The organism is Nitrospira calida (assembly GCF_976986435.1).
Map to the genome: position 1 here is coordinate 450,425 of NZ_OZ335950.1, position 25,183 is coordinate 475,607.

Below are 25,183 nucleotides of genomic sequence, written 5' to 3' on the forward strand. Positions count from 1 at the left end.
AGTTCTACTGCGGTACCTCGTTCGCCGATAAGCGACGCTCTCATACGATGGCGATAGGTGAAAGCCAGATTCGGGCGTTGATCCGGCTGCTGTCCGATGAGGATGAGCGGATCGTGAAGACGATCAGCGGCAAGCTGATCGATCTCGGGCCCTGCGCCATACCGTTGCTGCAGGAGGCTGAAATTGAACAGCCGGAGATGGCCGAGCGGATCACGCGGATTCTGGAAGAGATCCGTGGGAGGCGGCTGGAGAACGAGTTGCGGGAGTTGGTCGCTCAGCCCGAGGACCGGATCGATCTGGAGGCCGGCGCGTTTCTGATTGCGCGGTACGCCTATCCGACGTTGGATGTCTGCGCCTATACCCGCCAGTTGGATGAGATGGCCAGGGAAGTGCGCGACCGCATCGGGCCTCGCGCCTCGGGCGAAGAAACCGTCAAGACGTTGAACCGCTATTTGTTCGTGGAGCAGGGATTCCGCGGCAACACCAGAAACTATTACGAAGTCGAGAACAGTTATCTGAACCGCGTGCTGGATCGGCGGACCGGCATTCCGATCAGTCTCTCCGCTGTCTACTTGTTCGTCGGCCGACGCCTGGGGCTGCCGGTTCACGGCATCGGCATGCCAGGGCACTTTCTCGTCAAGTACGAATCGGACCGCTATAAAGTGTTCGTGGACTGTTTCAACGGGGGCGCGCTCCTGACGGAACGGAACTGCGCGCGCTTTCTGGCCGAAGCCGGATACGGGTTCGACGAACGGTATCTGCAGAAAAGTCCGCCGCGCGCCGTGCTGATCCGGATGCTCAAAAACCTGCTCGTGATCTACAGCAAGCTCGACGACCCGTTGAAGAAGGCCAGGCTGTCCCGCTTCGCGGAGATCCTGGAGTGCGGACCGGCTTTTCCGTTCACACCGTCACCGACAACAGATCCTTCCCCATCAGGATAGTTCCCCGAAAGTAGCGGCCCGCCTGTCGCCTGACGTCGAACCGTTCTGCGATCGGGTAGAAGTGCGAGAGAATCAGCCGGTCGAGTCCCGCATCGCGGGCGAGCCGGCCGCAGTCGCCCGCGTGCATGTGGCCCGGTCCCGGCCGATTCGCGGGAAAGGAACAATCGAGCACGGCCACGTCGGCCTCCCGACAGAGGCGGACGAGATTCTCGCAATACTGGGAGTCGCCGGAATAGGCCAGCGTTTTGCCTCTGTGCTCAATACGGTAGCCGACGCAGTGGAGTCCAGGGACATGGAGCACCGTCCCCGGGGTAATGCGGGTCTCTCCAATCAGAAACCCGCGATCGGCGACTTCCTTGATCTTGACACGAAAGCGTGGAGAGTCGAAGCTTGGAAATGTGGTGAAGACCATCCGGAACAAGCGGGCAGTCCCGCGCGGCCCGATGATCGTTAAGTCCGGACGAGGGCCGACGAGCTTAGAGTGGATGACGGCGTCGAAGAAAAAGGTAATGAAATCGGAGAAATGGTCGGCGTGGAAATGGGAAAACAGCACGTGTGTGATCCGATGGCGGTCAACTCCCGTCTTCATCAAATTGACCAGCGTGCGGGGACCGAAGTCGAGGAGCAGCACCTGGTCGGTCCGCACGAGATAGCCGGCGGCGGCCCGCTTGGGGTGGACATTCGTGCCGCTGCCCAGAATCGTCAGGCGCATCAGGACCTCGAAACCAGCGGCGACGTGCGGCCCCACTGTCCGGAAAAAACGAAGTCTTCCAGCGGCCTTCTGCTGCGCGGGGCCACTTCGCGCTGGCGGAGCTTCTCGGGCAGCAAGGCCGGATCGCCAGGATAGCCGAGCGCAATCGCCGCGACCGGCTCGAACCCCTCCGGCACGGCGTACGCCTGCCGCACCTTCTCTGGGAAAAAGCCCGCCATCTGATGCACGAACAGGCCGAGCGCGGTGGCCTGCAGGGTCAAGCCGGCGACGGCCTGCCCGACGTCGTGCAACGCATGCCGGTTTGGTCCGCCGTCGTGCTGAAACGTCGTCCGCGCCACCGATATCATCAGTACGGGGGCGTGCCTCGCCCAGACAGCGTTCCCTTCGTTCAGACATCCCAGCATCCGATCGTAGTCCGCCCGGTCCTGCTTCGTCGCGACTAGGAAATACCAGGGCTGGTCGTTGAAGCAGGACGGCGCCCAACGGGCGGCTTCCCACAGACGGCATAGGGTCTCCGGTTCGACCGGCTTGTCGGAGAACGCGCGCGGACTCCAGCGACGCTTGAGCAGATCGTGGATCGGATGAGCGGTGTCCGCAGGTTTTTCCATCATCGACTCCTATGGGAATGGGCGACGGGCCGCCGAGATCTCATCGCCGGTCCTGTTCGAAGCTGTCTCTGATACGCACCAACAGTCTGCACAACTGGTCCGCTTCCTTTTGGGTCAAGGCTTGCTCGAAATACGGACGCAAGAAGGCGATATGCGCGGCAAACGCTTTGCGGAACAGCGCATCGCCCTTGTCAGTCAACCGAATCCTGATGCAGCGACGATCGCCGGCCACCTCATCTCTTCGGATCAAGCCCTTAGCCTCCAGCCGGTCGAGGACGCCGGTCAGCGTGCCCTTGGTGGTCAAGGTAGCCGCACTGAGCTCCGAGCAGGTCATGCCGTCCGTGTCGCCGAGCGTGGCGATCACGTCGAATTGGGACGGCGTCAGTCGCAGGGAGCGGATATGGCGGTTGTCGGCCCGCCAAAATGCCAGGTAGGCTTCGACCAGCGGGCGCACTACCTTGAGATAGGGATCGTCTTTGAGATCGGGAAGCTCCATGGCTGGCCACATGATAGTTCTAGTTAGTATGGTTGTCAAGGAGCCCTGGCGGCGCGTTGACGCGGTCGGCGGGGCCCTCCTATGATGCGGCATCATGAGCCTGCGCAGCCAAACCGGCCAAGCGAACCTCACGGCGATTTTGATCGTCCTCGGAGCGGTCGTCGCCTTCGTCTGGATCTGGAAGCGGCTTTCTCCCGAGACGCAGGATCTCCTCGTCGAGCAGGCCGTTCCCTTCACGCTGCTGGGGCTGGCCCTCGCGGCGACCCTGTGGGCGATGATCCGTCCGATCCTGCGGCGGCGACACCGGCGACGCGAGCGGGAACGTCTCATGGCGGCCTTCCAGTGCGAGACGTCGCCGGAGAAACGCCTCGACCTGGCCTTCGCCATGATCGAAGTCAACGAGTATCGGCTCGAAGGGCTGGAGCCCGTGGCGCCGGCGTTGAAGGAACTGTTCGCCACCACCCTGCGGAAGGCGGTTGGTGACAAGCAGCATAAGATCCGCGGGATGGCAGCGAGCCATCTCGGCGTTCTCCAGGACAAGTCGGTGATTCCCCTGCTCCTCAAGGCGTTGGAGGACGACCATGCGTACGTGCGGAGCTGCGCGGCGCTGGGGTTGGGACGACTGCGTGCGGTAGAGGCCAAAGAGAAACTGGTCGAGGTGATGAAAGAGGACTGGGATCAGACGGTGCGCAGCCGGGCCCGGGAGGCGCTGGAACGCATGACCTGAGCTTCAATCTTTTTCCCCGGCGGTCCATTCGAGGAGAAGGATTTCGGGCGGGCAGTTCCAGCGGGCTGGAAGAACCGACCAGCCAAGACCGCGGTTGACGTAAAGGCGGAGGCCGTTCCGCACATACATGCCGTGCAGACGGCCGTTGCAACCCGGCGGGAGCCAGACGGGCGGTACGAACGGCACCCGCCACTGACCTCCGTGGCTGTGTCCGCACAAGGCCAGGTCGATTCGGTGATGCGGCTGTACCTGATCCAGAATGTTGGGCGCGTGCGCCAGCAGGAGAATAAAGCGCCCCTTAGATGGAGGAGGCAGACACTGCAGGTCGGCCTGGTGCAGGGAAGGATCGTCCACGCCGACGATGGCCAGCTCCCCTGATCCTGCGGCGACGAAGGCGGTTTGATTCACCAGCAGCGAGAGTTTGTGCCGGTCCGCCAATTCCGAGAACCGGTCGACCGGGACGCCGCTGTAATGGTCGTGGTTGCCTAGCGTCATATACACAGGGGCCACCGTTCTGAGTTGGGACAGAAAGCGGAAGAGGTGCGGGAGGCCGTCCGGCACGTTCAGCAGGTCGCCGGTGATGAAGATCCAGTCGGGCCGCAAGCCGGCGATTGTCCGGACGATCGAGTCATGACGCGGTCGATAGCGGTCGAGGTGGAGATCGCTGATCTGTACCGCGCGTCGGCCGGCGAGAGGGCTGTGAACCACGGTCAGCCGAGAGACCTGCGCCTCGTCCAGGCCGATTTCCCATTGCGGAACGAGGTTGAAGAGATGGTGAGAAGGACGGCTGATCACGTGACCGACAAACAGCCGTGCCCGCTCTTGCCAGCGCATCAACCACGCCGTCATTCCATCACCCGGTTCAGCGCGGCTTGATCGGACGCGCTCAAACGATAGCCGTTGTCGTAGAGGATCCCCATGCCGGCCATAAGCCGTTCCATCCCCCCTGCCTTGTGGAGCGCATCGAACGCGGCGGTCAGCGCCGCCGCGTGCGCGGCCGCGGTTGATGCGGGGTCAAAGGCGAGTTCGAGCGAGTGAAGCACGTCCTGGAGTTCGGTCGTGCTGTAATGTCCGTCATCGTCACGGTCGCCGACCAGAGCAAATTCGTAAAATGTGAGGCTCAGCGACAAGGAAGATTGGGTGCGGCTGAAGTCTTCCCGCACCGATCCCAACCCGCCGGGATAGCGACTCTCGCAGTCGGCCGGCGAGAACGTGCGGCCGAGAGAAATCGTCTTGGACGGTGCATCGCGCCGCCAGGCCACCCCTTGCACCGGCGGCGGCGTCGGCTTCCGTTGCTCGCGCCGGTAAAACCACTGGGTGCAGGTGCTGGCGATGGCGAAGGCCTGCTTGTCGATGGTGACCTGACGCCTGATGTGCTGGGTGAACAAGACGAACACGTCGTCGGCCCAGGCCGAAGAGGCGGTCAGAGCAAGTATCCCGAGATGCAGCGCCAGTGGTAGGATGACCGCTGAACGGAACGTGATGGTCGATAATCGGAACATGCGGGTCGAGCGGTTGTAGATCACGGTGAACGGCTTGCCCAGAGTATACCACCGGACCGCTTGTGATTGGCGGGGAACTTCCGGAATATCCCGGCGCGACCAGTTCCGCGCAGTTGAGAAGATATGATAAGCACCATTAAGAGTCAGAGCGATTTACCCTATTTGACGACGACCCAACCCGGCATCGGCGGACGGATCCGGACGACGCCGGAGGATTTCCGCGTCGAGGAACGGCCCTTGTATCTCCCCTGCGGCGAAGGCGAGCATCTTTATCTCCGCGTGACCAAGCGCGGCCTATCCACCCCCGAACTCGTGCTGCGACTCTCCTCCGTGCTCGGCGTCAAAGCGCGGGCGATCGGCATCGCGGGCCTCAAGGACGCCAGGGCCGTCACGACCCAGATGGTGTCGATCCACGGCGTCACACCAGAGCAGGTGGCGCGGATCAGGCCGGATGCGCACCTGCTTTCGGTGGAGGTGCTCGGCCGTCATCGGAATCGATTGCGGACAGGACATCATGCCGGCAACACCTTTCGGCTCGTCATCCGTGGCGTCCACCCTCACGCTGAAACGACTGTGCCATTGGTGCTGGAGGAACTGGCGCGCCGCGGCGTGCCGAATTACTTCGGCCCGCAGCGGCAAGGCAAGGCCGGCCTCAACCACCGACTGGGCGCCGTTCTGCTGACCGACGGCGCGCGGCGGGCCAAGATGAGTCGTTCCAAACGTCTCTGGTACCTGCATGCCTATCAATCTTATCTCTTCAACCGGGTGCTGGCCCGCCGGCTTGATCAGCTCGATCGCGTCATGGTGGGCGACTGGGCGATGAAGCTCGACAACGGCGCTTGCTTTCCGGTCGAAGACGCCGCGGCGGAGCAACCCCGGGCGGATCGCTTCGAGATCAGCCCGACCGGGCCGCTTTTCGGGTCGCGAGCGCCCTGGGCGTCGGGCGAACCGGGGGCCATCGAACGCGCTGTGGTCGAGGCGGAGGGCATGACACCGGAGGCGCTCGTCGAGGCCGCGAAAGCCTGTGGGTTCCGCGGCGAGCGTCGGCCGTTGCGGGTCAAGTTGGTGGATCTGGATTGGTCGCTGAAGGACGGCGATCTCCTCCTTTCGTTCGCGTTGCCGCCCGGTGCCTACGCCACGAACGTATTGAGAGAATTAATGAAAGTGGGATAAACAGATATGGCCTTTAACCTCTAGCCCCCGCTCAAGACGGTGATCCCTATGTCCAATGTCCAAGAGACGGTTGTCTTGCATGGCCATATCATCGATTCGCTGATTCTGGCCAAGGTGCTGGACACGATCCTGATGCTGGGCGGAACCTTCGATCTCGAAGAAGTCCGGATCGGCAAGACGCGCGAGGAGCCGTCCCGCGCAAAAATTCTGATCACGGCGCCGTCCGCCAACCTGCTGACAGAGATTCTCCAGGCGATCCAGCCACACGGCGCGGCGGTAGAGCGGGAATCTGATTGTACGCTGGAGCCGGCGCCGGCCGACGGGATCCTCCCCGAGACCTTCTACGCCACGACGCATTTGCCCACGCAGGTCCGACTGCGCGGCGTGTGGGTCGACGTGGAGGCCATCGAGATGGATGTGGCGATCCGGGTCGATGCCGATCGGACGCGGGCCCGCGCGATCCCGATGGCCGACGTGAAGAAAGGAGACCTCATCGTCACGGGACGCGAGGGCGTGCGGATCATCCCGCTCGTGCGGCCGAAAGAACGTGACGTGTTCGGGTTCATGGAGTCGCAGGTCTCGGCGGAACGGCCGCATGGCCATATCATCCGTGATGTGGCGCGGCGGATGGAGGCGTTGCGCGAGGGCATGAGGAACGGTCGCGAGGGGTGCAAGGTCTTGCTCGCCGGAGGGCCCGCGATCATCCATGCGGGCGGCCGCGATGCGCTGACGTGGCTGATCGAGTCGGGTTTCATTCATGTGCTCTTTTGCGGCAACGCGCTCCCGGCGCACGACATGGAAGCGCATCTCTTCGGCACGACCCTCGGCTACGCGTTGTCGGCCGGCCGGGCGGTGCCGCACGGGCACGAACACCATTTGCGGACCATCAACCGTATCCGCGCGATCGGCAGCATCAAGGCGGCGGTGGAGTCGGGCGTGATCACGAGCGGAATCATGGCGGCCTGTGTGAGGCAAGGCGTCCAGGTCGTCATGGCGGGCACAATTCGGGACGACGGCCCGCTGCCTGGGGTGATCACGGACTCGGTTGTCGCCCAGGCCGCGATGCGGGCGGCGATTCCCGGTGTGGGCCTGGCGCTTTTGGTCGCGTCCACACTGCACGCGGTGGCGACGGGCAATCTCCTTCCCGCCACAGTCCCGACGGTCTGCGTGGATGTGAATCCGGCCGTGCCGACGAAGCTGGCCGACCGAGGCAGTTTTCAGGCCGTCGGGCTAGTGATGGACGCCGCGTCGTTCCTGCGGGAACTGGCGCGAGAGTTGGGGTGGAAAGGATGAGCCGGCTCTTGGTGTGCCCTCCGGATTATTTCCGGATCGAGTACGAGATCAATCCCTGGATGCGCCGGACCAACACGGTGGACGGCGAGCGGGCCTACCGGCAATGGCACGAGCTGATGACGGTGCTGGAGCAAGACGCCGGCGCTACCCTCGAACGGATGACTCCGGTGCCCGGCCTACCGGACCTCGTGTTTACCGCCAACGCGGGAGTCGTGCTCGGCAAGCGGGCGGTGCCGAGCCGATTCCGGCATCCTGAACGACAGCGGGAGGAGCCCTACTTTGAGGCATGGTTCCGCGAGCACGACTACGAAGTCATCGCGCTGGAGAAAGGCCTCTACTTCGAGGGCGCGGGGGATTTGCTGGGATTTCCCGACGGCTGGTTCGGCGGCTACCGGCAACGGTCGGACATCCGTTGCTATTCCCGCTTGAGCGAGATTTTTGGACGGGAAATTATTCCCGTGGAACTCATCGACAGCCGATTCTATCACCTCGACACGTGCTTTTGTCCCTTGAGCGGAGGCGAGTTGCTCTATTATCCGCCCGCGTTCGATCGGTACGGGCAGGCGGCAATCGCCGAGCGGGTCGCGTCGGAGCGCCGGCTCGTCGTGCCGGAAGCCGAGGCGCTGAAATTCGCTTGTAACGCCGTGTGCGTCGGCAAGCACGTCGTGTTGCCCGCCGGCTGTCCGGAGACGATGGCGCTCCTCCGTGACCGCGGCTACGAACCCCACCCTGTTCCCCTTGACGAATTCATGAAGTCCGGCGGCGCGGCGAAGTGCCTGACGCTGGCCTTGGACTAGCGAACAGCCAGCAGCGAGTAGCTGGCAGCAAGCAGTTCCGGAGTCAGAAATCAGAACCTCTCCCTTCTTGACCTTTCCTCTCCGAGGTTGAGATGGTTTGTCTCGCTACCTACTAGCCGCTACTTGCTATTCCTATTCGCCCGCTTGCGGAAGAGCCACGAACCATACAGTCCCGCGATCGCGATGGTGACGAGTTCAATCGTCATCAACAGGCGACTCACGACGGCCTCGGGTTCGGGCGGGGAAAGAATGAAGTGGAAACCGAGAAATTCGGGCGGTCGGCTCGGCGGAGTTTCCCACGGCGGAAACATGAGCGCAAGGAGCAGCAGCGCCACCATGACGTAGAGGATCTGAATATTCAGCTCTTCTTTGACGGATACGGGCGACGAGGAAAGGCCCACGGCGGGTGCGCCGTTGAGCGGCGCGCCGCACTGGGTGCAGAACCGGCTGATCTCCGGAAGCTGGTGGCCGCAGGAGCCGCAGGTCTTCATCGACCCTCTGCCTCGGAAGTGACGGACCCACAGCTTACACGGAACAGACGTTGAATCGCCAGTCTGCCCACCGTCATTTCTCGTCCCAATAGGGGAGGAAGGCGTGGGGCAAACAGAATGGGATCAGAAATGGTAGCTCAGGCCGAAGGCGACGATGTGGGCCGTGTAGTCGGCCTTGAAGCCGAACAGATTGGGCGTGTCCTTGTAGTCGAAGCGGGCATAATTGAACTTGTATTCCCCGAACATTGTCCAGCGTCTTGTAATGTAATACCGAAGACCAGCCTCTGCGTTCACACCGATTCTCCAGTTGCTCGATTGCGTATTGTCTCCCGACGTCACCGACGGATCTTTGATACGGGCGAAGAAAATGCCGGGACCGATACCAACATAGGGTTGGAGGCGAGTCTTGTGGTATCGGAACATCACATTGACAGGCGCCCAGGTGATCACTCGGTTATAGAGACCCTGAAAGTCGGCGGTGGCGCTTCCACCTGGCCCTTTGAACGTGATGGGTTGTTGCTTGATATGAGGAGTCGTATAGAAGACCTCCGTCTCGAAGCCGAACCATCGGATTTGCGGCAGGTAGAAGCCCAACTTGACTCCGCCCATGAGAGAGCTTTTCAAAGCCTGATCTGAGATCGAGAGAACTGCAAAGCCCGGAGTGGTAATTTTGCCGTCGCTCAAGCTCTGCGGCAGCGTGACCCCAAACTGACCGGCGATGTAGGCTTCTCCATGCGCAAGCGGCGGAAGAATGACGCACGCAACAAGCATGACCAGCCCGATCGGAAGCCCTCGTGCGTGCCGGCGGTAGTGAGTAGCCATTGTGTGAACTCCCACGTTTTCAGATCCTTTGGGGAACGAAGCGCAACCCTTCGACGGCCTCCTATTCGTCTGCTCCGCGGGATGACGGCGGAGCGCAGTCGATGTGGGACCGAATGGGCTTGAGCAAGCCCTGTGCCATCCAAGCGTATAACAGAGAGCCGCTCTCCTCCCAATCCTTTCTCATTCTTGGCATGCGCCGATCCGAGGCCTGTTCCCCTGCGTGCTCGCCGCTGAACTATGTGGATGCGCCGCCGTTCCCTCTAGTCACCGGTCTATTCCTTAAGCAATTCATCTGTCTTTTTTCGCCAGGCTGAGTCGGTAAACGGTATCTCCTTCGTTGACAGTGTTCATAGCCCATTCCTATAATCCTCGCGGTTTCCTCGCCGGTGGCGAGCAGCCCTGCGCCTCACCCCCCATCCTTTCCTCTCCCATCAAGGGGGAGGTGGGAATAACCGCGAGATGCGCGATGGCACCAACCGCAACAGACCGACAAGCGCGCACGCCTACTATCGGCGTCATCGGCGCCGGCGCGTGGGGGACGGCGCTGGCATGGCATATGGCACAGAAGGGCGCCGCTGTCCGGCTGTGGGCATACGAGCTCGAAGTGGTCGAAGCGATCAGGACGAAGCACGAGAACACGCTTTTCCTGCCTGGCGTCAAGCTGCCTGGGGACGTCACGGCCACCAACTCATTGCACGAGGCCGTCCGCGGCGCCGAAGCCATCGTGTTCGCGGTGCCGTCCCACGTCGCCAGGACGGTGTTGTGCCACATGGCGCCGCTCGTACCCGACTCGACGCCGATCATCAGCGCGACGAAAGGTGTCGAAGAAGACACGCTCAAAGTCATGACCGACGTCATGACCGAGGTGCTGCCCGGGCCGACCCGTGAACTGATGGTTCTCTCCGGGCCGAGCTTCGCGGCTGAAGTCAGTCGCGGGCAGCCGACGGCGGTCTGCCTGGCCGGGTATCGTGAAGAGACGGTCAAGGTCTATCAAGCGCTGCTGATGTCGCCGACCTTTCGGGTCTATATCGACCATGATCTGATCGGCGTCCAACTTGGCGGAGCGCTCAAGAATGTGATGGCGATCGCGGCCGGCGTGGTGGATGGCCTGGAGCTGGGCCACAACGCGCGGGCAGCATTGATGACGCGCGGGCTGGCGGAGATGGTCCGACTGGGCGTGGCCATGGGGGCGGACCCGCGCACGTTCTACGGTCTCTCTGGAGTCGGGGATTTGGTGCTCACCTGCACAGGGCCTCTTAGCCGGAACCGCACAGTGGGCGTGCGGTTGGGGAAAGGCGAGAAGCTGGAGAGCATCCTGCGCGGCATGCACGCCGTGGCGGAAGGCGTGCGCACCGCGCGCGCGGCGTTGGGCCTGGCGGAGCGGTATGGCGTCGAGATGCCAATCGTGCGGGAAGTCAATGCCGTGTTGTTCGAAGGCAAGCCCTGCCGTCAGGCGGTTGCTGATTTGATGGAGCGGGGCGCAAAAGCGGAACGAGAATAACTGCGAGAATAACTGAAAAGACTTCTTCTCTATATTATGAACTATGACTCGCTGAGACGATTGCTTCACGAGGTCAAAAGAGGCAAGACCGGGATCGATGCGGCCATCGCGCGGCTCCGCACTCTGCCATACGAGGATCTGGGGTTTGCCTCCGTAGATCATCATCGGTCTATCAGGCAAGGGTTTCCGGAGGTCATCTTCTGTGAAGGCAAGACCACGCAGCAAGTCGTGGCGATCGCGCGGGGTTTACTCAAAAAAGGCGGACCAGTTATGGCGACACGGGTGGAGCCGGCCGTAGCTCAGGCGTTACGACGCCTCGACCGTCGCGCGGTCTATCACGATCAAGCGCGCGTGGTCACCATCCGGAACGCGACACGGAACCTCGCGGGCGATGTGCTCGTGATCACGGCTGGAACCGCCGACATCCCGGTGGCGGAAGAAGCCAGGGTGACGGCCGAAGTCATGGGCAGTTATGTCGAAACGATCTACGACGTCGGGGTTGCCGGCCTTCACCGGGTGTTGGATCGGCACGATCGACTGCTGCGCGCGCGCGTGATCATTGTCGTGGCGGGAATGGACGGGGTGCTGCCGAGCGTCGTCGGCGGACTCGTGGACCGTCCGGTCATTGCGGTTCCCACCAGCCGGGGCTATGGGGCAAGTTTTGGAGGAATCGCTGCGTTGCTCACGATGCTCAATTCTTGCGCGGCCGGCGTCGGCGTGATGAACATCGACAACGGCTTCGGCGCCGGCTGCCTGGCCCATCGGATCAATGTCCTAGGCCAGACGGGCGGGCCGGGCGCGAAAAGCGGGAAGAAATAAAAGCATAGCAATGCCGCTTCCTCCGCGTCCCGCCTGCCCCGCGCGTCCCGCCGACAGTCACTTTACTTCCACCGTGCCCCGCTTCGGCCATGACGTCATTGACGTCCGAGGACCTTTTTCGCTCACTGTCAGCAGCTTGGCGCGGATTTCATAGTGGTAGGAGCCGGTCGAGACGATCTGTTTGGTGTGATCGGTTCCATCCCATCTCAATGTCACGGAGATGCGCGGAGGCGGATCGTTCTGATCCGGGCTGCCCGAGTTTTGTTGCGGCTCGACTGGCTGCCTGGTGGACAGAAATCGGAGCGAAGTCTTGGATGGCGAACTGACGAGGGAGGACACTTCCAGTAATTGCGCGCCATCGAGGTCTTTCGGCAGATCGACGATCACCGTGAACACCAGAGGTCCGTCCGCCGGGGAATAGGGCACGGGATTGACGGCGACGCGGACGATTTTGAGGTCTGGTTCCTTTTGCGGAACAGGCTTGTGCTTGGCCCTGGCCGAACTCTCATCGGCTCCGGCGAGCACGGCGCATCCGAGCAGAAGGACCACAAGACCGCGGCAGAAAGCTTGGCGAAACAGCGGTGACAAGACAAACGAACCCATCTGGGCCTTGCTATCGAATCAGGTGCGTTCCCGGAGTCGGGACAAAAACGCAGAGGGGGATAACACAGCGCGGCGGGACTGTCAATCGCGTAAAGTGAGCGATTCCGGAGTCTGACAGGACCCGGAGACGTTGTCTTTCAAATGGATTCGACATTGCCGCGCGTAAAGCGCTTCGGTAAGATGGCCGCGCGGATGCGGCGATGCGAGGCGGGTGTGGGACGTCATCTGCATTTCGATTGTTTCTCTGGCGTCAGCGGCGACATGATCCTCGGCGCGTTGGTGGACGCCGGTCTGTCCGTGAAAGACCTCGAAAAGGGGTTGAAGGCGCTGCGGGTCGGCGGGTTCAGCTTGGCGGCGAAGCGGGTCCTCCGGGGCGGGCTCCACGCCACCAAGGTGGACGTGATGATTCACCGGGGGTTCCGCTCTCCGCTGTCGCTCTCGCGCATCCAGCGGATGCTGTCGGCCAGCGTTCTGCCTCCACCGGTCAAGGAACGAAGTCGCGAGGTGTTTGATCGATTGGCGAAAGCCGAGGGGATCGCGCATCGCGTCAAGCCCGCGGATGTCGAGTTTCACGAACTGGGAGTGATGGATTCGCTCGTGGACGTGACAGGAGCGCTCCTCGGGTGCCATCTGTTAGGCGTGAAGCGGGTCACCGCCTCGGCCGTGAATCTGGGCGCGGGCATGATCGAGACCGCGCACGGCCGCTTGCCGGTTCCGGGGCCGGCGGTGGCGGCGCTGGCGGCCGGTGTGCCGGTTTACAGCGCGGGGCCGCAGCAGGAGTTGACGACGCCTACCGGCATGGCGTTGCTGCGCACGTTGGTCGAGGACTACGGTCCGTTGCCGCTCATCCGTCCGTCGGCGATCGGCTATGGCGCCGGGACGGCCGACCCGCGCGAGTGGCCGAACGTCCTGCGCATCTTTCTCGGCGATGTGCCGACGCCGAGCGCGGGCTTAACCGATTCCGTCGTGCAGGTCGAGACCAATCTGGACGATTTGAACCCCCAGGCCTATGAGACGGTGATCGAGCGATTGTTCGACGCCGGCGCCTTGGACGTGACGCTCACGCCGGTCATCATGAAGAGGGGGCGTCCCGGCATTGTGCTGGCCGCGGTTGCGGCCCGCGAGAACGCGGAGGCGGTGATCGGGGTCATCTTCCGCGAGACCTCAGCGCTCGGCGTGCGCGTTCAAGATATCGCGCGCCGCGTGCTGACGCGCCGGTTTGTGGTCGTCCGGACGAGCGGCGGAGCGGTCAGAATCAAAGTGGCGGACATTGAGCCCGGTCTGACGAAAGCGGCACCAGAGTATCTCGACTGCAAGCGGATCGCCGACCAGACCGGCCGGCCGGTGCGGGAGGTGCTGGAAGAAGCGATGCAGGCGTACCGGAAGATGAAGGTGGCCGGAAAAGCAAAGGATCAAGGTGGAAAGGGATAAGGGGGAAAGATGAAAGGCAAAACGCGTTGCCTCTGCAATCGGTCGCTTCACGCTTCACGCCTCACGCTTCACGTCTCATTGCGGGGGCGCGCTTGACCGTTTTGGCCTATGTCGCGCTGGTCGTGTTCTCGGTCATCGTCACGTTAGGCGGCTGCGCGCTCTTTACCAACGGGATCGAATGGCTCGGCAAACGCCTCAAAGTCTCCGAAGGCGCGGTGGGGAGCATCTTCGCCGCCGTCGGGACCACCTTGCCGGAGACGTCCATCCCGATCATCGCCATCTTCTTTGGGAACGGCCAGGAACGGACCGAAGTCGGCCTGGGCGCGATCCTGGGCGCGCCGTTCATGCTGAGCACGCTGGTGCTGCCCATCCTGGCCGGCCTGCTGCTGCTCTACGCCAGCCTCGGAAAGCGGGCGGCGTCCTTCAAGCTGGATTATCGGGAAGTGCGGATCGATCTCCAATTTTTTTTGTTCAGCTATGGAATGGCCGTCGTCTGCGCCTACGTGCCGTCGCGGCCGCTGCACTATGCGGCCGCGCTGCTGCTGGTGGGTATGTACCTCTATTATATGAAGATCAAATTTGCGGCTCCGGAGGAAGGCGAAGGGGAAGCCGAGATCGAACCGTTGATCTTTGCGCGACGGGCGGCCAAGCCCGCCTATGCCGTGATCGCCCTGCAAGGCGTGGCGGGGTTGACCGGATTGGCCGCCGGGGCGCATCTGTTCGTGACCGCGGCCAAGTCCATCGCCGTCGAGTTGAACGTCTCGCCGTTGCTGTTGGCGCTGCTGATCGCGCCGTTGGCCACCGAGTTGCCGGAGATGTCCAATAGTTTTCTCTGGCTCTACCGCAAGAAAGATCGGTTGGCCGTCGGCAACGTCACCGGGGCGATGGTGTTTCAAGGAACCTTTCCGGTGTCCGTGGGCCTGCTCGGGACGGACTGGTCGTTGGCGCCGTCGGCGCTCATCACCATGCTGCTGGCGATGGCGGCAGTCGTGTTCAGCTTGGGGCAACTGCTGTGGGGTGGCCATTGGCGGCCCTGGTTGTTAGGCGGCAGCGCGCTGCTGTATATCGGATATACGGTGTATCTGTACGGATGGTAGGCGGGTGATTGGTTTGTTTGCTTCGGTTGGCTTATTGGGTGCATGCGGTCGGGTTTTTCAGACTCGTGGTCCCGGTCAAACCACACAAACGAGACAAATACACCTCGTACAGAAGGGGCGATAAATTTTGGAAGAGAGCGATGGTGAAATCGGCGCCACAACATGACAAGCGCCCGCTGCTCGGTATTACCATGGGCGATCCGGCGGGGATCGGGCCCGAGGTGGTGGCGAAGGCTCTGGCCAGGCGTGAATTGTATCGCCTGTGCCGGCCCCTTGTGATCGGGTCATTGCCGGTCATGACGCGGACGATCCGGTGGCTCAAGCTGCCGTTGAACACGGTTGCGGTTTCGGGGCATGAGCAGCCGCTCGGGCGTCCGGGTCAGGTCGCGGTATTGGATCCGTTGACGAAACCGCTGGGCCGATACCGGATGGGCCAGGCCGGTGCCGAGACCGGCGGTGCGGCCGTGGCGTTTATTCGGAAAGCGGTCGCGTTGGCCGAAGTCGGGTGTCTTGACGGCATCGTGACGGCGCCGATCAATAAGGAAGCGATCAACTTGGCCGGTTGGCACTATCCGGGCCACACCGAACTGTTGGCCGATCTCACCCACAGCAAGGAAGTGGGCATGATGATCGTCGGCGGGCCGCTCAAAATCATGTTCGTCACGACGCACGTGGCCGTCCGCGACCTCTCTGCTGCGCTCTCGCCGGAGCGCGTTGAGAAGGCGATCCGTCTCGCCGACAAGGGGTTGCGCGAATACTTCGGCGTCCGCAAGCCCAAGATCGGCGTCGCAGCGTTGAACCCCCATGCCGGCGAGGGCGGCTTGTTCGGCGATGAGGAGGTGCGCAGCATCAGGCCGGCGGCGCGACGGGCTCGGAGGGCCGGCATCCTGGCCAGCGATCCGTTGCCGGCCGATACCCTGTTCGGAAAGGCGGTCCGCGGAGACTACGACGGCATCGTGGCCATGTACCACGATCAAGGGTTGATCCCGCTGAAGCTGGTGGCGTTCGGGAAATGCGTGAATGTGACGGTGGGGCTTCCGATCATCCGCACCTCGGTCGATCACGGGACGGCGTATGACATTGCGGGCAAAGGGGTGGCGGATCACGGCAGCCTGCTGGAAGCGGTGAAGCTGGCCGCCAAACTGGCGGCTCGAAGAACCGCGAAGAGCAAGTAGCGAGCAGCGGAAAAGCCGCATGGAGAGTGAACAGTGCGAAACTGCAATCCGGAAGGTTCCGGTGCGGCTTTAGCTGCTCCTATTGGCTGCCAGCTATTTGTTTAGGCAGAGGAGTGAAGCCATGGCCGATCAACTCAGCGCGGCGCTGACCATGCTCGAGCGGCAGCTCACAGAATTGGAGGGGATTGCGAAGCAAACGGCGGAGGACTTGAACGCGGTTGCGGGGAAAGAGCGCATCGTGAAATGGAAAGGCAAGACGGTGCCCCTAATCGCGCAGTATCTCGGCCAGAAAGACGCGCAGCAGTTTGCCGCAAAGCAGCCGGGGCCGTCGTTTACCTATGATCTGCTGGAAGAGTTTAACGACGAGGTCGAATTCTATCGCAATGTCCTGCTGACGCTCGTCAAGGATGTGAAGAGCAAGGCGCGGCCGGGTGGCGGCGCATGATGGTATTGCTCCTGGTTCAACGCACATGACCCTCTCTCTCCCACCGGCTCTCAAACGTCTGGGCCAGCACTTCCTGGTTGATCAGAACATCGCTCGCAAAATCGTCTCGCTTGCCGCCCCGCGGGCCGACGAAACGGTGTTGGAGATCGGACCGGGGCGGGGGATTCTGACAACCTTGCTCTGCGAGACGGCTGGGCAGGTCATCGCCGTCGAGATCGATCCGAAGCTCCACGCCTATCTCAAGGAGACCTTGCGGGAATATGCCAACCTCGATTTGCGGTTGGGGGATGCGTTGGAGTTTCCGTACGAGTCGCTGCCGCTGCGAACGGTCGTCGTGGCGAATCTGCCCTACTACGTCTCGACCCCATTGCTGTTCCGGCTTCTCGATGCCCGCGACCGGATCGCTCGCATGACCCTGATGCTGCAGGCCGAGGTGGCCGAACGACTGGTTGCCCAACCGGGGACGAAGAAGTACGGCGTCTTGTCTGTGCTGGCCCGCTACGTCGCGGATATGCGTCCGGCCTTTGTCGTGTCGCCGGAGTGTTTCCGCCCACGTCCGGATGTCGCCTCCGCCGTGGTCGGTTTCGTGATGAAACCCGCCGGCCCTCTGGATCAGGCAGAGGAAGCCCGGTTCACCCGGCTCGTCAGGGCCGCCTTCACTCATCGGCGCAAGACGCTGCTCAACTCGCTCCGGGACGAAGGGGTGCCGCAGGAACGAATCGCTCGTGCGCTGGAGCGGTGCGGGATCGACCCCTCCCGTCGCGCGGAGACCCTTTCGCTCGATGAGTACGTCGCGCTTGCTCGTGCGCTGGACTCAAGGGAATTAGGAATTAGGAATTAGGAATTAGGAATTCGGCGCGGCGCCTCTTGCCCCCTGCCGAGCGAGGTGTTACCATCCGCCCGATTATGGGTGTATCCACCACGGCAAAGCGCGGTGACGCCCGCAATGCCTCCTCCCGTTCTTCTCATCTCCAGCGCGAGGTGATCGGCGTTCTGCTCATCGCGCTGAGTCTCTTGACGCTGCTGAGTCTCGTCTCCTTCGTGCCCGGAGACGTCCAGTCTGTCAGGGCGGGATCGTCCACCCACATGCCCACACAGAATCTCATCGGGACGGCCGGCGCCTGGCTGGCGGCTGTGCTGTTTTCCGTCATCGGTGCCGCTGCCTACGTCTTTCCGTTTGCGGTGGGGTTGTCGGGGGTCCGCTGCTTCACGCGGGGATGGCGGGGGATCACGGCACGCGGCGCGGTCAGCTTGCTGGCGTTCCTCCTGCTGTTGAGCGCCTTGTTCCATTTGGAAGTCGTCGGCGTGCCGACGCTGTCGAGCGGGTTGGTTTCTCGCGGGATGGCGGGCGGCGTGTGCGGCCGGTTCATCGCTGATGGCTTGCGGATGTATTTTGCCAGCACCGGCGCCCATATCATTGTCCTGGCCGGCCTGGTGGTGTCGTTGTTGGGCGTCGTGCCGATTTCGCTCGTGGGCCTGTCTCAGCGCGTACCTGAATGGTGGGCGTTTGTAAAAGAGACGGTGTCGGCGCTGATGCCCGAACGGTCCGGGCGTCCGGCGGATGAGGGGACCGGCCGGAGAGCCACGTCCAAGACCACGCGGGCGAACCGGTCCGCCGCGGTCGACGAACGGGACAAGGAAGAAGAGCTCGAGCTCCCCGCGATGCCGGAGCCGCCGCGCATTCGGACAAGCGCCAAGCCAATCCCCAAGTCTGCCGAAGAGCCGGATCCGGAGACCGACATGACGCCGCCGAGGGCTCTGTCCAGCGGCTACGTTCTGCCGGATCCGAACGAACTCTTGAGCGATCCTTCCGGTCCGTTGGCGCGTATGACCGAGGAGGAGCTGAAAACCCAATCCGACGTGTTGACGCGCGCGCTCTTGAGTTTCGGCATCGAGGGCAAGGTCACGGAAGTCCATCCCGGGCCGGTGGTAACGATGTACGAATTCGAGCCGGCGCCCGGCGTCAAGGTCGCCCGCATCGTGAACCTGGCCGACGACCTGGCCCTGGCCCTGAAAGCGATGAGCTTGCGGATCGTCGCGCCCTTGCCCGGCAAATCGGTGGTCGGGATCGAGGTGCCGAACCGCTACCGAGAGACCGTCTCGCTCAAGGAGGTGGTTACGAGTGACGCCTTCAGGCGGTCGCGGTCCAAGCTGACCTTGGCGCTGGGCAAGGACATTTTCGGGGTGCCCGTCACCGCCGATCTGAAAGCCATGCCGCATCTCCTGGTCGCCGGCGCGACGGGAGCTGGCAAGAGCGTCAGCTTGAACACCATGCTGCTGAGTATCTTGTTTTCCGCCCGACCGGACGAAGTCAAACTGCTCCTGATCGATCCGAAGATGCTGGAGTTGCAGTCCTACGACGGCATTCCGCATCTGCTGCGGCCGGTGATCACCGATCCCAAATCGGCGGCCCGCGGACTCGGCTGGGTGGTGCAGGAGATGGAACGGCGCTACAAGCTGTTGGCCGAAGCGGGGGTGCGCAATATCGACGCGTACAACCGCCGGGTCGCTGCGGCCCAAGGTGTGCTGCCGAACGGCAAGTCGGCCGGCGCTCCGGAGCAGACCGAATTGCCGATCCGCTTCCTGTCCGACGAAGAAAGGCTGTCTGCCGGCGAGAGCTTGGTTCCCGAGGGGAGCACGGCCGTGCCGGTGACGCCGCCGCAGACGCCGCCGGAGCCATTGCCGTACATCGTCGTCATGATCGACGAACTGGCTGATCTGATGATGGTGGCACCCAAAGATGTGGAAGACAAAATCGCGCGGCTGGCGCAGATGGCCCGCGCGGCCGGCATCCATCTGGTCCTGGCGACCCAGCGTCCTTCGGTCGATGTCATCACGGGGCTGATCAAGGCCAATTTCCCGGCGCGGATCGCCTTCCAGGTGTCCTCGAAGACCGACTCGCGGACCATTCTCGACGCGAACGGGGCGGAGGCGCTGCTGGGAAAGGGCGACATGCTGTACCTCGCCTCTGGCACCGGACGGATCACCCGCCTCCACGGCTCCTTCGTGGCCGACGACGACGTGCGGCGCGTGGTAGAGTTCGTCAAGAAACAGGCTGCGCCGACCTATAGCGAAGAACTACAGGCGCTGCGCCAAGAAGAAGCAGTCCAGGATGAGCAGCAGGATGAAGTATACGAGCAGGCCAAAGAAATCGTACTGTCCTCCGGGCAGGCGTCGGCTTCGCTGATCCAGCGGCGGCTGCGCGTCGGGTATCCGCGGGCGGCGCGGATGATCGAACGGATGGAGCAGGAAGGGTTGGTGAGCGCGCCGGCGCGGGATGGGCGGCGCGAGGTCCTGGTGCGGCGGGGGCCGGTGGGGGAGGAAGAGGGGTGTAAGGCAGGCTTGGCGGCCCGCCAAGTCTGCCTCCCCTTCCTTAAGGTAGAGAAATGAAGAAGCTGTGGAGAGTGATTTATGCAGCGGTCTTGAGCCTCGTCATCCTTTCGCCAGCCCGTGGGGCCGAGGAGGGGAGTGAGGACAAGGCGCTCAAGGAAGTCCGAGAGGTCGTGAAGAAGGTGCAGGCGCGGTATGAGCAGACGAAGGACCTGCAAGCCGAGTTTGCGCAGACAACCAGGATCGAGGGCTTCGCCACACCGATTGCGTCCTCCGGCCGGGTGTATATCAAGAAGCCGGGACGGTTGCGGTGGGAGTACGCAGAGCCGTCCATCGAGGAGATTTACGTCAACCACGACGACGTGAAGATGTACGTGCCCGAGCACAAGCAGGTGCTGGTCGGCAAGTTGACGCAGATGGCGGCCTCGAAGGCGCCGCTGGAACTGCTGCAGGGAGCGGCCAAGCTGGAGGAACAGTTCGACATCGAACCGACGCCCGGCAAGACTCGCGGCGCGGGAGGGCTGCCGCTCGTTACGCTGCGGCCCAAGCGGAGAGACTCGGAAGCGGTCCGCACGCTGGACCGGATCGTGATGGAGGTTCAGCCGAAGACCTATTTCATCAAGAGTCTGATCCTACACGAGATCAGCGGGAACGTCGTGACCTTTGAATTCAACGGACTCAAGGCGAACGCGGGTCTGAAGGACGGGCTGTTCGACTTCCAGGTTCCGCCCGGCGTCGAAGTGGTCAAGGCGCCGACGCTGAGCCCGCCGTGAGCGGGCGCGTGCTGCGTGCATCGTGAAGCGTCGCTCGTCGTCAGGAGCTCTGCCTTGCTTGCGATTCACAAGAGATGGTCGATGAGCTACGCCGCCGATTGGTTAGTCGATCAGGGAGCAGGGAACGAGAAGCACAAGGGTGGACAATGACAACGACCATTAGTGTGGCAGAAGCCGTCGAGCAGGCGGTGAGCGCGCTCAACTTCGAGCGGGTGAAGCAGGAGTACTGGGACCAGAACGAATTTGTCTATCTCAGGGAGTTCCTGCCTCGGACGGTGGTCGAGGAACTCCTGGTGCCGCAGGCCCAGGTCGTCAAACCGGAGTTGAACCGCAATTACATCCCGGGCCGCAAGAAGGGGGGCAGCGTCAGTTATTACACGGTCATCGAAAAGGCACCGCGCTTTCTCGATCTATACCGCTCGCCCGCATTCATGGATTTTCTCAACCGGCTGGTCGATACCCGGGTGAAACTCTGTCCGGAGAGCGATCCTCATTCCTGCGCTCTCTACTACTACACGGAACCCGGCGATCACATCGGATTTCATTACGATACATCCTATTATAAAGGCGCGCGGTACACGGTCCTGATGGGCCTAGTCGATCGGTCAGATCATTGCCGGCTCGTCTGCGAGTTGTACAAAGGCGATTCGACCAGAGCCCCCCGGTATCTCGAGCTTAAGACCGAGCCTGGCGACCTGGTCATTTTCAACGGAGACAAGCTCCGGCACGCGGTCACGCCGTTGGCCGAGGGCGAGGAGCGGATCGTCCTGACGATGGAGTATGTGACCAACCCGGAGATGGGCCCGTTCAAGCGGATCTATTCCAACCTGAAGGACGCCTTCGGCTACTTCGGATTGCGGACCGTCTTCACCGGGAGAAGCAAGCAGCGAATCGCGCGGAGCTCATAGCGAATAGCCGGCGAAGGGTTCTCGTGCCATGAAACTCACCCCCGTCTTTCAGACCCTCCCCTTGCAGGGAGAGGGGAAGGGCGGGGGTGGTGTTTTGCTGGCAGCAAGCGTTACGCGACGAACTGATCTTTGAACAGCTCGTGCTGCTCGATCGCTCTTCGGATCACGCGAAGCAGGTTATCTTTCGTGACCGGTTTGACCAAATAGTCCCGCACCCCTAGCTTCATCAACGTCACGGCCAGCTCGACGTCCGGATAGCCGGTCAGCACGACGACCGGGACAGACGGATATTGCGATCGGAAATAGGTGACCGCGTCGATCCCGTTGATCTTCGGCATGCGGATGTCGCAGAGAATCGTGTCCACCATGAGTGGGTTGTCCCCCGCGTTCAACGCCGCAATGGCCTGCTCGCCGTTCTCTGCTTCGACCACTTCGTAGCCCGCTTTCTGAAGCGACAGGGTAATCGGCTTCCGGACCGACGCTTCGTCGTCGACGAGCAGAACGCGGCCGAGCCGTTCGGCCGGTGAACTCTCCAACTGCGTGTGCATACCCTCCTCCTTGTCTGAAAAAACCTAACGGGCAGTGGACAGCCACGAGCTGTTCGCTATCGGCTATGTGCTGCCGGCCGTTACCCGTGCCCGGAGTGGAAACCGGATGGTGAATTGGGTGCCTTTTCCTTCTTCACTCTCGACGCCGAGCGTCCCCCCGTATTTGGTGACAATGCGGTACACGATACTTAATCCCAAACCAGTGCCTTTTCCCGGCTCTTTGGTGGTGAAAAACGGATCGAAAATTTTGTGCAGCATCGCCTTCGGGATGCCGCACCCGGTGTCGTCGATGCGGACGACGACCTGCTCCTGTTCGACCGCTGTGGACAGGGTCAAGCGTCCGCGACCGTTCATCGCCTGGACGGCGTTGTTGATCAGATTGATGAAGAGTTGGTCGATCTCTGCCTTGCGGGTCCGAAGCAGCGGAACCGGCTCGAAGGCCGTGACGACCTCGACGTACCCGAAGTGCGGCCCGCGGCGTACCATCTTGACCGCCTCGGCCAACCGCTCGTGGAGGTCCACCTCGCATTCGCCGTCTCGGGACGTCACGCGGGTATAGCTGGCAAAGTCGCGCACGACGCCGGAGACATGTTTGGCATAGCCAATGATGTCCGAAGCATACTCGCGGACCTTTTCCATCTCGCGCTCTTCCAGCAGCAACTCCGCCATGCCCAGGATGGCCTGCACAGGGTTGTTGATCTCATGGGCCATGCCGGACACCATCGTGCCGAGGCTGGCCAGTTTTTCCGCTTGCAGCAGGTGATCCTGGATCTGCCGTTCCTCCGTCACGTCCCAGACGATCATGCCGGTTCTGGGAGGCTCGCCGGCGCGCAATACAAGGGGAAACAGGCGGTACCGGTACACCCGCTTGTCCGCCTCGAACTCGGGGTCCGGCGGCCGGGGTTTGCCTGCACCGACGGCGGCCAGCTCGCGATCGAGTCGTTCGCGGGCAGGCGGCGGAAGCTTGAGCGCATCGTGCAGGCGGCGCCGGACCAGCGTCGCGCGATGGTGTCCCCCGAAATATTGCACGGCCAGCGCGTTGGCGTACACGATCTCCTGCCTGCCATCGACGATCAGGATGGCGCCTGGAAGGCTGGCGAGAATCTTCTCGGTCTCTTCGTACGCCCGCACCAGGGCCTGGGCGGCCTGTTTCCGTTCGACGAATTGACCAATCTTCAAGCCAATGTCGGCCATCATCTTGAGCAGCGTGCCGTCCGGCTCGCGCACGGCGTGGCTGAAGAACTCGATAACCCCGTGGATGTGCCCACCCACCCGGATGGGAAAGGCGAACGCGGCGTGCAGGCCGACGCGAGCGGCCGCCCGCGCCCGCGGGAAATTCGGATCGTTGACCACATCGAGCACCCAAGCCGTGTCGCCCGCGGCCCACACACGGCCCGGCAACCCGACGCCGGGCGGTAGCGCCGTCGCCCGGCTGAGCGCCGCGAATTCGTCCAGACCGGCGTCGGGCTTCTGCCAGATCGTTTCGCACCGCAGCGCGCGGGCGCGGTGATCGACCAGCCACAGGAGGCCGATCTCCCATTCGGCGGTCTCGCAGACCGCTTGCAGAATGTGCGGCGCCGCGTCCTCGAGGGTCTCCGCCGCCGCCAGCACGTGGCTGACCGCCAACTGGGTCTGCTGGAGGCTTCCGGCCCGTTTCCGCTCGCTGATGTCCTTGAACACCACGACAGCGCCGACGAGTGAGCCGTCCTCGTGGACGGGCGTGCTCACGTACTCGACCGGAAAGCGGGTGCCGTCCTTTCGCCAGAAGATCTCGTTGTGCACCTGATGGACGGCGCCGTCCTTGAGTGCGGCGTAGATCGGGCACGTTTCCAGCGGATAGGGACTGCCGTCGGCATGCGAATGGTGGACGACATCGTGCATGGGACGGTCGAGCAGGTCGGCGATCTCCCAGCCCAGCATGCGGGCTGCGGCCGGGTTGATGAACGTGGTGCGGCCTTCGCGGTCGAGGCCGTAGATGCCGTCCCCGGCTGAATCGAGCAGGAGTTGGTTGTGGCGGCTGAGCCGGCGCAGCGCGTCCTCGGCCCGCTTGCGCTCGCTGATGTCGCGGATGATGCCGCTGTAATAGGTGCCGTCCGGCGTGGTCCACGACGCGAGCGACAGCTCCAGCGGCAACTCTCGCCCGGATTGCGTGAGGCCCGTGAACTCCAGGGTTTTCCCGAGCAACGGAGACCGGCCGGTGCGTTCCAGCTGCGCCAGGGCCGCCTCGTAGGATGGTCGGTACCGCGCGGGCATGAGAATCGTCAGCGGCCGGCCCAGCGCGTCCTGTTTGGAATAGCCGAACAACCGTTCCGCTGCCTGGTTCCAGGAGATGATGTGCCCTCGGTGATCGGCGAGCACGATGGCGTCGGTGGCGGATTCGACCAGCGTGCGGAATCGCGCCTCGCTGGCCCGCAACGCCTGCTCGACGTGCTCGGCCCGCACCTCGAGACCTTTGACGGAGAAGACCCGTCGGAGAATCGCCTTGACCTCTCCGGAATCATACGGCTTGGTCAGATAAGCGAACGCCCCGCGAGTCAGCGAGCCCGAGCGGGTCTCCATCGTGCCGTGCGCCGTGATGACGACGATGGGCAGATTCGGGTCCAGTTCCGTGAGGACCTTGAGCACCGACAAGCCGTCCAGGTCGGGGAGTTGCATGTCGAGGATGGCCGCCCCGTAGCGCTTCTGTTTGACAAGCCGGATGGCCTCGGCGCCGTGCCCGATGCTCTCGACGGCGTACCCTTCATGGATCAACATGTCGCTGAGCGAATCGCGGATGTCGGGATTGTCATCGACGATGAGGACGGAAGGAACGGGCATGCCAGAACGCCTGTTCTCGCGCGCAGGGTGTGAAATCATCGTCGGTTCCGCGTGCATCGCAGAAGAAATGGAGCAACCGTCGTGCCATGGCAGGAATCTTCCGCGGGCCGAGAAGGCCGGCAGGAACCCCTTGATTCTATAAAGGAAGAGGGCAACGAGTTGTTGGAGAATACA

At 62.7% G+C, this 25,183-nt stretch carries 25 protein-coding genes; 15 read left to right on the plus strand and 10 right to left on the minus strand.

Going from position 1 to position 25,183, the window contains the following annotated elements; translation table 11 throughout:
• Positions 1-47 precede the first annotated feature (47 nt).
• Positions 48-941: a SirB1 family protein gene (locus tag ACWHTU_RS02375; RefSeq protein WP_447861338.1), complete on the plus strand. Its 894-nt coding sequence runs from the start codon at positions 48-50 to the stop codon at positions 939-941.
• Here ACWHTU_RS02375 and ACWHTU_RS02380 read toward each other — a convergent pair.
• From ACWHTU_RS02380 to ACWHTU_RS02390, 3 genes are read right to left on the minus strand one after another with little or no spacing between them, the layout of a single operon-like run.
• Positions 901-1,653, minus strand: a complete 753-nt coding sequence (locus tag ACWHTU_RS02380) for an MBL fold metallo-hydrolase (RefSeq protein ID WP_447861340.1) — start codon at positions 1,651-1,653, stop codon at positions 901-903. The two genes, ACWHTU_RS02375 and ACWHTU_RS02380, sit on opposite strands and share 41 nt — an antisense overlap.
• Positions 1,653-2,261 carry a nitroreductase family protein gene (locus ACWHTU_RS02385; RefSeq protein WP_447863299.1) on the minus strand — a complete coding sequence of 203 codons (609 nt, stop codon included), beginning with the start codon at positions 2,259-2,261 and terminating at the stop codon, positions 1,653-1,655. Before ACWHTU_RS02385 ends, ACWHTU_RS02380 begins: the two co-directional genes overlap by 1 nt.
• Positions 2,262-2,301: 40 nt before the next feature.
• On the minus strand, positions 2,302-2,757 hold the full coding sequence (locus tag ACWHTU_RS02390; protein WP_447861342.1) for a MarR family winged helix-turn-helix transcriptional regulator: 456 nt from the start codon (positions 2,755-2,757) through the stop codon (positions 2,302-2,304).
• Between the two features lie 94 nt (positions 2,758-2,851).
• Between ACWHTU_RS02390 and ACWHTU_RS02395 the strand changes: the two genes are divergently transcribed.
• Positions 2,852-3,484 carry a HEAT repeat domain-containing protein gene (locus ACWHTU_RS02395; RefSeq protein ID WP_447861343.1) on the plus strand — a complete coding sequence of 211 codons (633 nt, stop codon included), beginning with the start codon at positions 2,852-2,854 and terminating at the stop codon, positions 3,482-3,484.
• Positions 3,485-3,487: 3 nt separating this feature from the next.
• Here the strand turns inward: ACWHTU_RS02395 and ACWHTU_RS02400 are convergent, their stop codons facing one another.
• Complete coding sequence (locus ACWHTU_RS02400; protein WP_447861345.1) at positions 3,488-4,333, minus strand: metallophosphoesterase; 846 nt, start codon at positions 4,331-4,333, stop codon at positions 3,488-3,490.
• Positions 4,330-5,010, minus strand: a complete 681-nt coding sequence (locus tag ACWHTU_RS02405) for a hypothetical protein (RefSeq protein WP_447861347.1) — start codon at positions 5,008-5,010, stop codon at positions 4,330-4,332. The genes ACWHTU_RS02400 and ACWHTU_RS02405 overlap by 4 nt, the downstream gene beginning before the upstream one ends.
• Before the next feature lie 99 nt (positions 5,011-5,109).
• Here ACWHTU_RS02405 and truD point away from each other — a divergent pair, with 99 nt between their 5' ends.
• From truD to ACWHTU_RS02420, 3 genes are read left to right on the plus strand one after another with little or no spacing between them, the layout of a single operon-like run.
• The gene (truD, locus tag ACWHTU_RS02410; RefSeq protein WP_447861349.1) at positions 5,110-6,159 is read left to right on the plus strand and encodes a tRNA pseudouridine(13) synthase TruD; all 1,050 of its coding nucleotides are present in this window, start codon (positions 5,110-5,112) and stop codon (positions 6,157-6,159) included.
• A gap of 48 nt (positions 6,160-6,207) precedes the next feature.
• Positions 6,208-7,452 (plus strand): ornithine cyclodeaminase, encoded by a 1,245-nt coding sequence (locus ACWHTU_RS02415; RefSeq protein ID WP_447861351.1) that lies wholly within the window; start codon positions 6,208-6,210, stop codon positions 7,450-7,452.
• Positions 7,449-8,249 (plus strand): dimethylarginine dimethylaminohydrolase family protein, encoded by an 801-nt coding sequence (locus ACWHTU_RS02420; RefSeq protein WP_447861353.1) that lies wholly within the window; start codon positions 7,449-7,451, stop codon positions 8,247-8,249. The genes ACWHTU_RS02415 and ACWHTU_RS02420 overlap by 4 nt, the downstream gene beginning before the upstream one ends.
• Before the next feature lie 119 nt (positions 8,250-8,368).
• Here the strand turns inward: ACWHTU_RS02420 and ACWHTU_RS02425 are convergent, their stop codons facing one another.
• Both ACWHTU_RS02425 and ACWHTU_RS02430 read right to left on the minus strand, forming a co-directional pair.
• Positions 8,369-8,740 (minus strand): zinc-ribbon domain-containing protein, encoded by a 372-nt coding sequence (locus tag ACWHTU_RS02425; RefSeq protein ID WP_447861355.1) that lies wholly within the window; start codon positions 8,738-8,740, stop codon positions 8,369-8,371.
• 123 nt (positions 8,741-8,863) lie between these two features.
• Positions 8,864-9,562, minus strand: coding sequence for an outer membrane protein (locus ACWHTU_RS02430; RefSeq protein WP_447861356.1), 699 nt, complete (start codon positions 9,560-9,562; stop codon positions 8,864-8,866).
• A gap of 466 nt (positions 9,563-10,028) precedes the next feature.
• Between ACWHTU_RS02430 and ACWHTU_RS02435 the strand changes: the two genes are divergently transcribed.
• Both ACWHTU_RS02435 and larB read left to right on the plus strand, forming a co-directional pair.
• Positions 10,029-11,063: an NAD(P)H-dependent glycerol-3-phosphate dehydrogenase gene (locus ACWHTU_RS02435; RefSeq protein ID WP_447861357.1), complete on the plus strand. Its 1,035-nt coding sequence runs from the start codon at positions 10,029-10,031 to the stop codon at positions 11,061-11,063.
• A 36-nt stretch (positions 11,064-11,099) separates the two neighbouring features.
• The gene (larB, locus tag ACWHTU_RS02440) at positions 11,100-11,882 is read left to right on the plus strand and encodes a nickel pincer cofactor biosynthesis protein LarB (RefSeq protein WP_447861359.1); all 783 of its coding nucleotides are present in this window, start codon (positions 11,100-11,102) and stop codon (positions 11,880-11,882) included.
• A 57-nt stretch (positions 11,883-11,939) separates the two neighbouring features.
• Here larB and ACWHTU_RS02445 read toward each other — a convergent pair whose 3' ends face one another.
• Positions 11,940-12,485 (minus strand): hypothetical protein, encoded by a 546-nt coding sequence (locus tag ACWHTU_RS02445; protein ID WP_447861361.1) that lies wholly within the window; start codon positions 12,483-12,485, stop codon positions 11,940-11,942.
• A 141-nt stretch (positions 12,486-12,626) separates the two neighbouring features.
• On the opposite strand from ACWHTU_RS02445, the gene larC reads away from it, so the two are divergent.
• The 8 genes from larC (at position 12,627) to ACWHTU_RS02485 (ending at position 21,644) form a co-directional block, all read left to right on the plus strand.
• Positions 12,627-13,916, plus strand: a complete 1,290-nt coding sequence (gene larC / locus ACWHTU_RS02450) for a nickel pincer cofactor biosynthesis protein LarC (protein WP_447861362.1) — start codon at positions 12,627-12,629, stop codon at positions 13,914-13,916.
• 92 nt (positions 13,917-14,008) lie between these two features.
• Positions 14,009-15,013, plus strand: a complete 1,005-nt coding sequence (locus ACWHTU_RS02455) for a sodium:calcium antiporter (protein WP_447861364.1) — start codon at positions 14,009-14,011, stop codon at positions 15,011-15,013.
• Between the two features lie 140 nt (positions 15,014-15,153).
• Positions 15,154-16,188 carry a 4-hydroxythreonine-4-phosphate dehydrogenase PdxA gene (gene pdxA / locus ACWHTU_RS02460; RefSeq protein WP_447861366.1) on the plus strand — a complete coding sequence of 345 codons (1,035 nt, stop codon included), beginning with the start codon at positions 15,154-15,156 and terminating at the stop codon, positions 16,186-16,188.
• A 121-nt stretch (positions 16,189-16,309) separates the two neighbouring features.
• On the plus strand, positions 16,310-16,633 hold the full coding sequence (locus tag ACWHTU_RS02465) for a hypothetical protein (RefSeq protein ID WP_447861368.1): 324 nt from the start codon (positions 16,310-16,312) through the stop codon (positions 16,631-16,633).
• Positions 16,634-16,658: 25 nt separating this feature from the next.
• Positions 16,659-17,474, plus strand: a complete 816-nt coding sequence (gene rsmA / locus ACWHTU_RS02470) for a 16S rRNA (adenine(1518)-N(6)/adenine(1519)-N(6))-dimethyltransferase RsmA (RefSeq protein ID WP_447861370.1) — start codon at positions 16,659-16,661, stop codon at positions 17,472-17,474.
• A 65-nt stretch (positions 17,475-17,539) separates the two neighbouring features.
• Positions 17,540-20,023, plus strand: a complete 2,484-nt coding sequence (locus ACWHTU_RS02475) for a DNA translocase FtsK 4TM domain-containing protein (RefSeq protein WP_447861371.1) — start codon at positions 17,540-17,542, stop codon at positions 20,021-20,023.
• A complete protein-coding gene (locus tag ACWHTU_RS02480) occupies positions 20,020-20,736 on the plus strand; it encodes a LolA family protein (RefSeq protein ID WP_447861373.1) in 717 nt (238 codons plus the stop codon). The genes ACWHTU_RS02475 and ACWHTU_RS02480 overlap by 4 nt, the downstream gene beginning before the upstream one ends.
• 146 nt (positions 20,737-20,882) lie before the next feature.
• On the plus strand, positions 20,883-21,644 hold the full coding sequence (locus ACWHTU_RS02485) for a 2OG-Fe(II) oxygenase (RefSeq protein ID WP_447861374.1): 762 nt from the start codon (positions 20,883-20,885) through the stop codon (positions 21,642-21,644).
• 110 nt (positions 21,645-21,754) lie between these two features.
• Here the strand turns inward: ACWHTU_RS02485 and ACWHTU_RS02490 are convergent, their stop codons facing one another.
• Positions 21,755-22,192, minus strand: coding sequence for a response regulator (locus ACWHTU_RS02490; protein ID WP_447861376.1), 438 nt, complete (start codon positions 22,190-22,192; stop codon positions 21,755-21,757).
• Between the two features lie 63 nt (positions 22,193-22,255).
• Positions 22,256-25,009, minus strand: coding sequence for a PAS domain S-box protein (locus tag ACWHTU_RS02495; RefSeq protein ID WP_447861378.1), 2,754 nt, complete (start codon positions 25,007-25,009; stop codon positions 22,256-22,258).
• Positions 25,010-25,183: the final 174 nt, after the last annotated feature.

Bases quoted from the DNA above. Each gene is read 5' to 3' on its own strand.
- ACWHTU_RS02375 (WP_447861338.1), top strand. From the start codon at position 48: ATGGCGATAGGTGAAAGCCAGATTCGGGCGTTGATCCGGCTGCTGTCC.
- ACWHTU_RS02380 (WP_447861340.1), bottom strand. From the start codon at position 1,653: ATGCGCCTGACGATTCTGGGCAGCGGCACGAATGTCCACCCCAAGCGG.
- ACWHTU_RS02385 (WP_447863299.1), bottom strand. From the start codon at position 2,261: ATGGAAAAACCTGCGGACACCGCTCATCCGATCCACGATCTGCTCAAG.
- ACWHTU_RS02390 (WP_447861342.1), bottom strand. From the start codon at position 2,757: ATGGAGCTTCCCGATCTCAAAGACGATCCCTATCTCAAGGTAGTGCGC.
- ACWHTU_RS02395 (WP_447861343.1), top strand. From the start codon at position 2,852: ATGAGCCTGCGCAGCCAAACCGGCCAAGCGAACCTCACGGCGATTTTG.
- ACWHTU_RS02400 (WP_447861345.1), bottom strand. From the start codon at position 4,333: ATGACGGCGTGGTTGATGCGCTGGCAAGAGCGGGCACGGCTGTTTGTC.
- truD (WP_447861349.1), top strand. From the start codon at position 5,110: ATGATAAGCACCATTAAGAGTCAGAGCGATTTACCCTATTTGACGACG.
- ACWHTU_RS02415 (WP_447861351.1), top strand. From the start codon at position 6,208: ATGTCCAATGTCCAAGAGACGGTTGTCTTGCATGGCCATATCATCGAT.
- ACWHTU_RS02420 (WP_447861353.1), top strand. From the start codon at position 7,449: ATGAGCCGGCTCTTGGTGTGCCCTCCGGATTATTTCCGGATCGAGTAC.
- ACWHTU_RS02425 (WP_447861355.1), bottom strand. From the start codon at position 8,740: ATGAAGACCTGCGGCTCCTGCGGCCACCAGCTTCCGGAGATCAGCCGG.
- ACWHTU_RS02430 (WP_447861356.1), bottom strand. From the start codon at position 9,562: ATGGCTACTCACTACCGCCGGCACGCACGAGGGCTTCCGATCGGGCTG.
- ACWHTU_RS02435 (WP_447861357.1), top strand. From the start codon at position 10,029: ATGGCACCAACCGCAACAGACCGACAAGCGCGCACGCCTACTATCGGC.
- larB (WP_447861359.1), top strand. From the start codon at position 11,100: ATGAACTATGACTCGCTGAGACGATTGCTTCACGAGGTCAAAAGAGGC.
- ACWHTU_RS02445 (WP_447861361.1), bottom strand. From the start codon at position 12,485: ATGGGTTCGTTTGTCTTGTCACCGCTGTTTCGCCAAGCTTTCTGCCGC.
- larC (WP_447861362.1), top strand. From the start codon at position 12,627: ATGGATTCGACATTGCCGCGCGTAAAGCGCTTCGGTAAGATGGCCGCG.
- pdxA (WP_447861366.1), top strand. From the start codon at position 15,154: ATGGTGAAATCGGCGCCACAACATGACAAGCGCCCGCTGCTCGGTATT.
- ACWHTU_RS02465 (WP_447861368.1), top strand. From the start codon at position 16,310: ATGGCCGATCAACTCAGCGCGGCGCTGACCATGCTCGAGCGGCAGCTC.
- rsmA (WP_447861370.1), top strand. From the start codon at position 16,659: ATGACCCTCTCTCTCCCACCGGCTCTCAAACGTCTGGGCCAGCACTTC.
- ACWHTU_RS02475 (WP_447861371.1), top strand. From the start codon at position 17,540: ATGGGTGTATCCACCACGGCAAAGCGCGGTGACGCCCGCAATGCCTCC.
- ACWHTU_RS02480 (WP_447861373.1), top strand. From the start codon at position 20,020: ATGAAGAAGCTGTGGAGAGTGATTTATGCAGCGGTCTTGAGCCTCGTC.
- ACWHTU_RS02485 (WP_447861374.1), top strand. From the start codon at position 20,883: ATGACAACGACCATTAGTGTGGCAGAAGCCGTCGAGCAGGCGGTGAGC.
- ACWHTU_RS02490 (WP_447861376.1), bottom strand. From the start codon at position 22,192: ATGCACACGCAGTTGGAGAGTTCACCGGCCGAACGGCTCGGCCGCGTT.
- ACWHTU_RS02495 (WP_447861378.1), bottom strand. From the start codon at position 25,009: ATGCCCGTTCCTTCCGTCCTCATCGTCGATGACAATCCCGACATCCGC.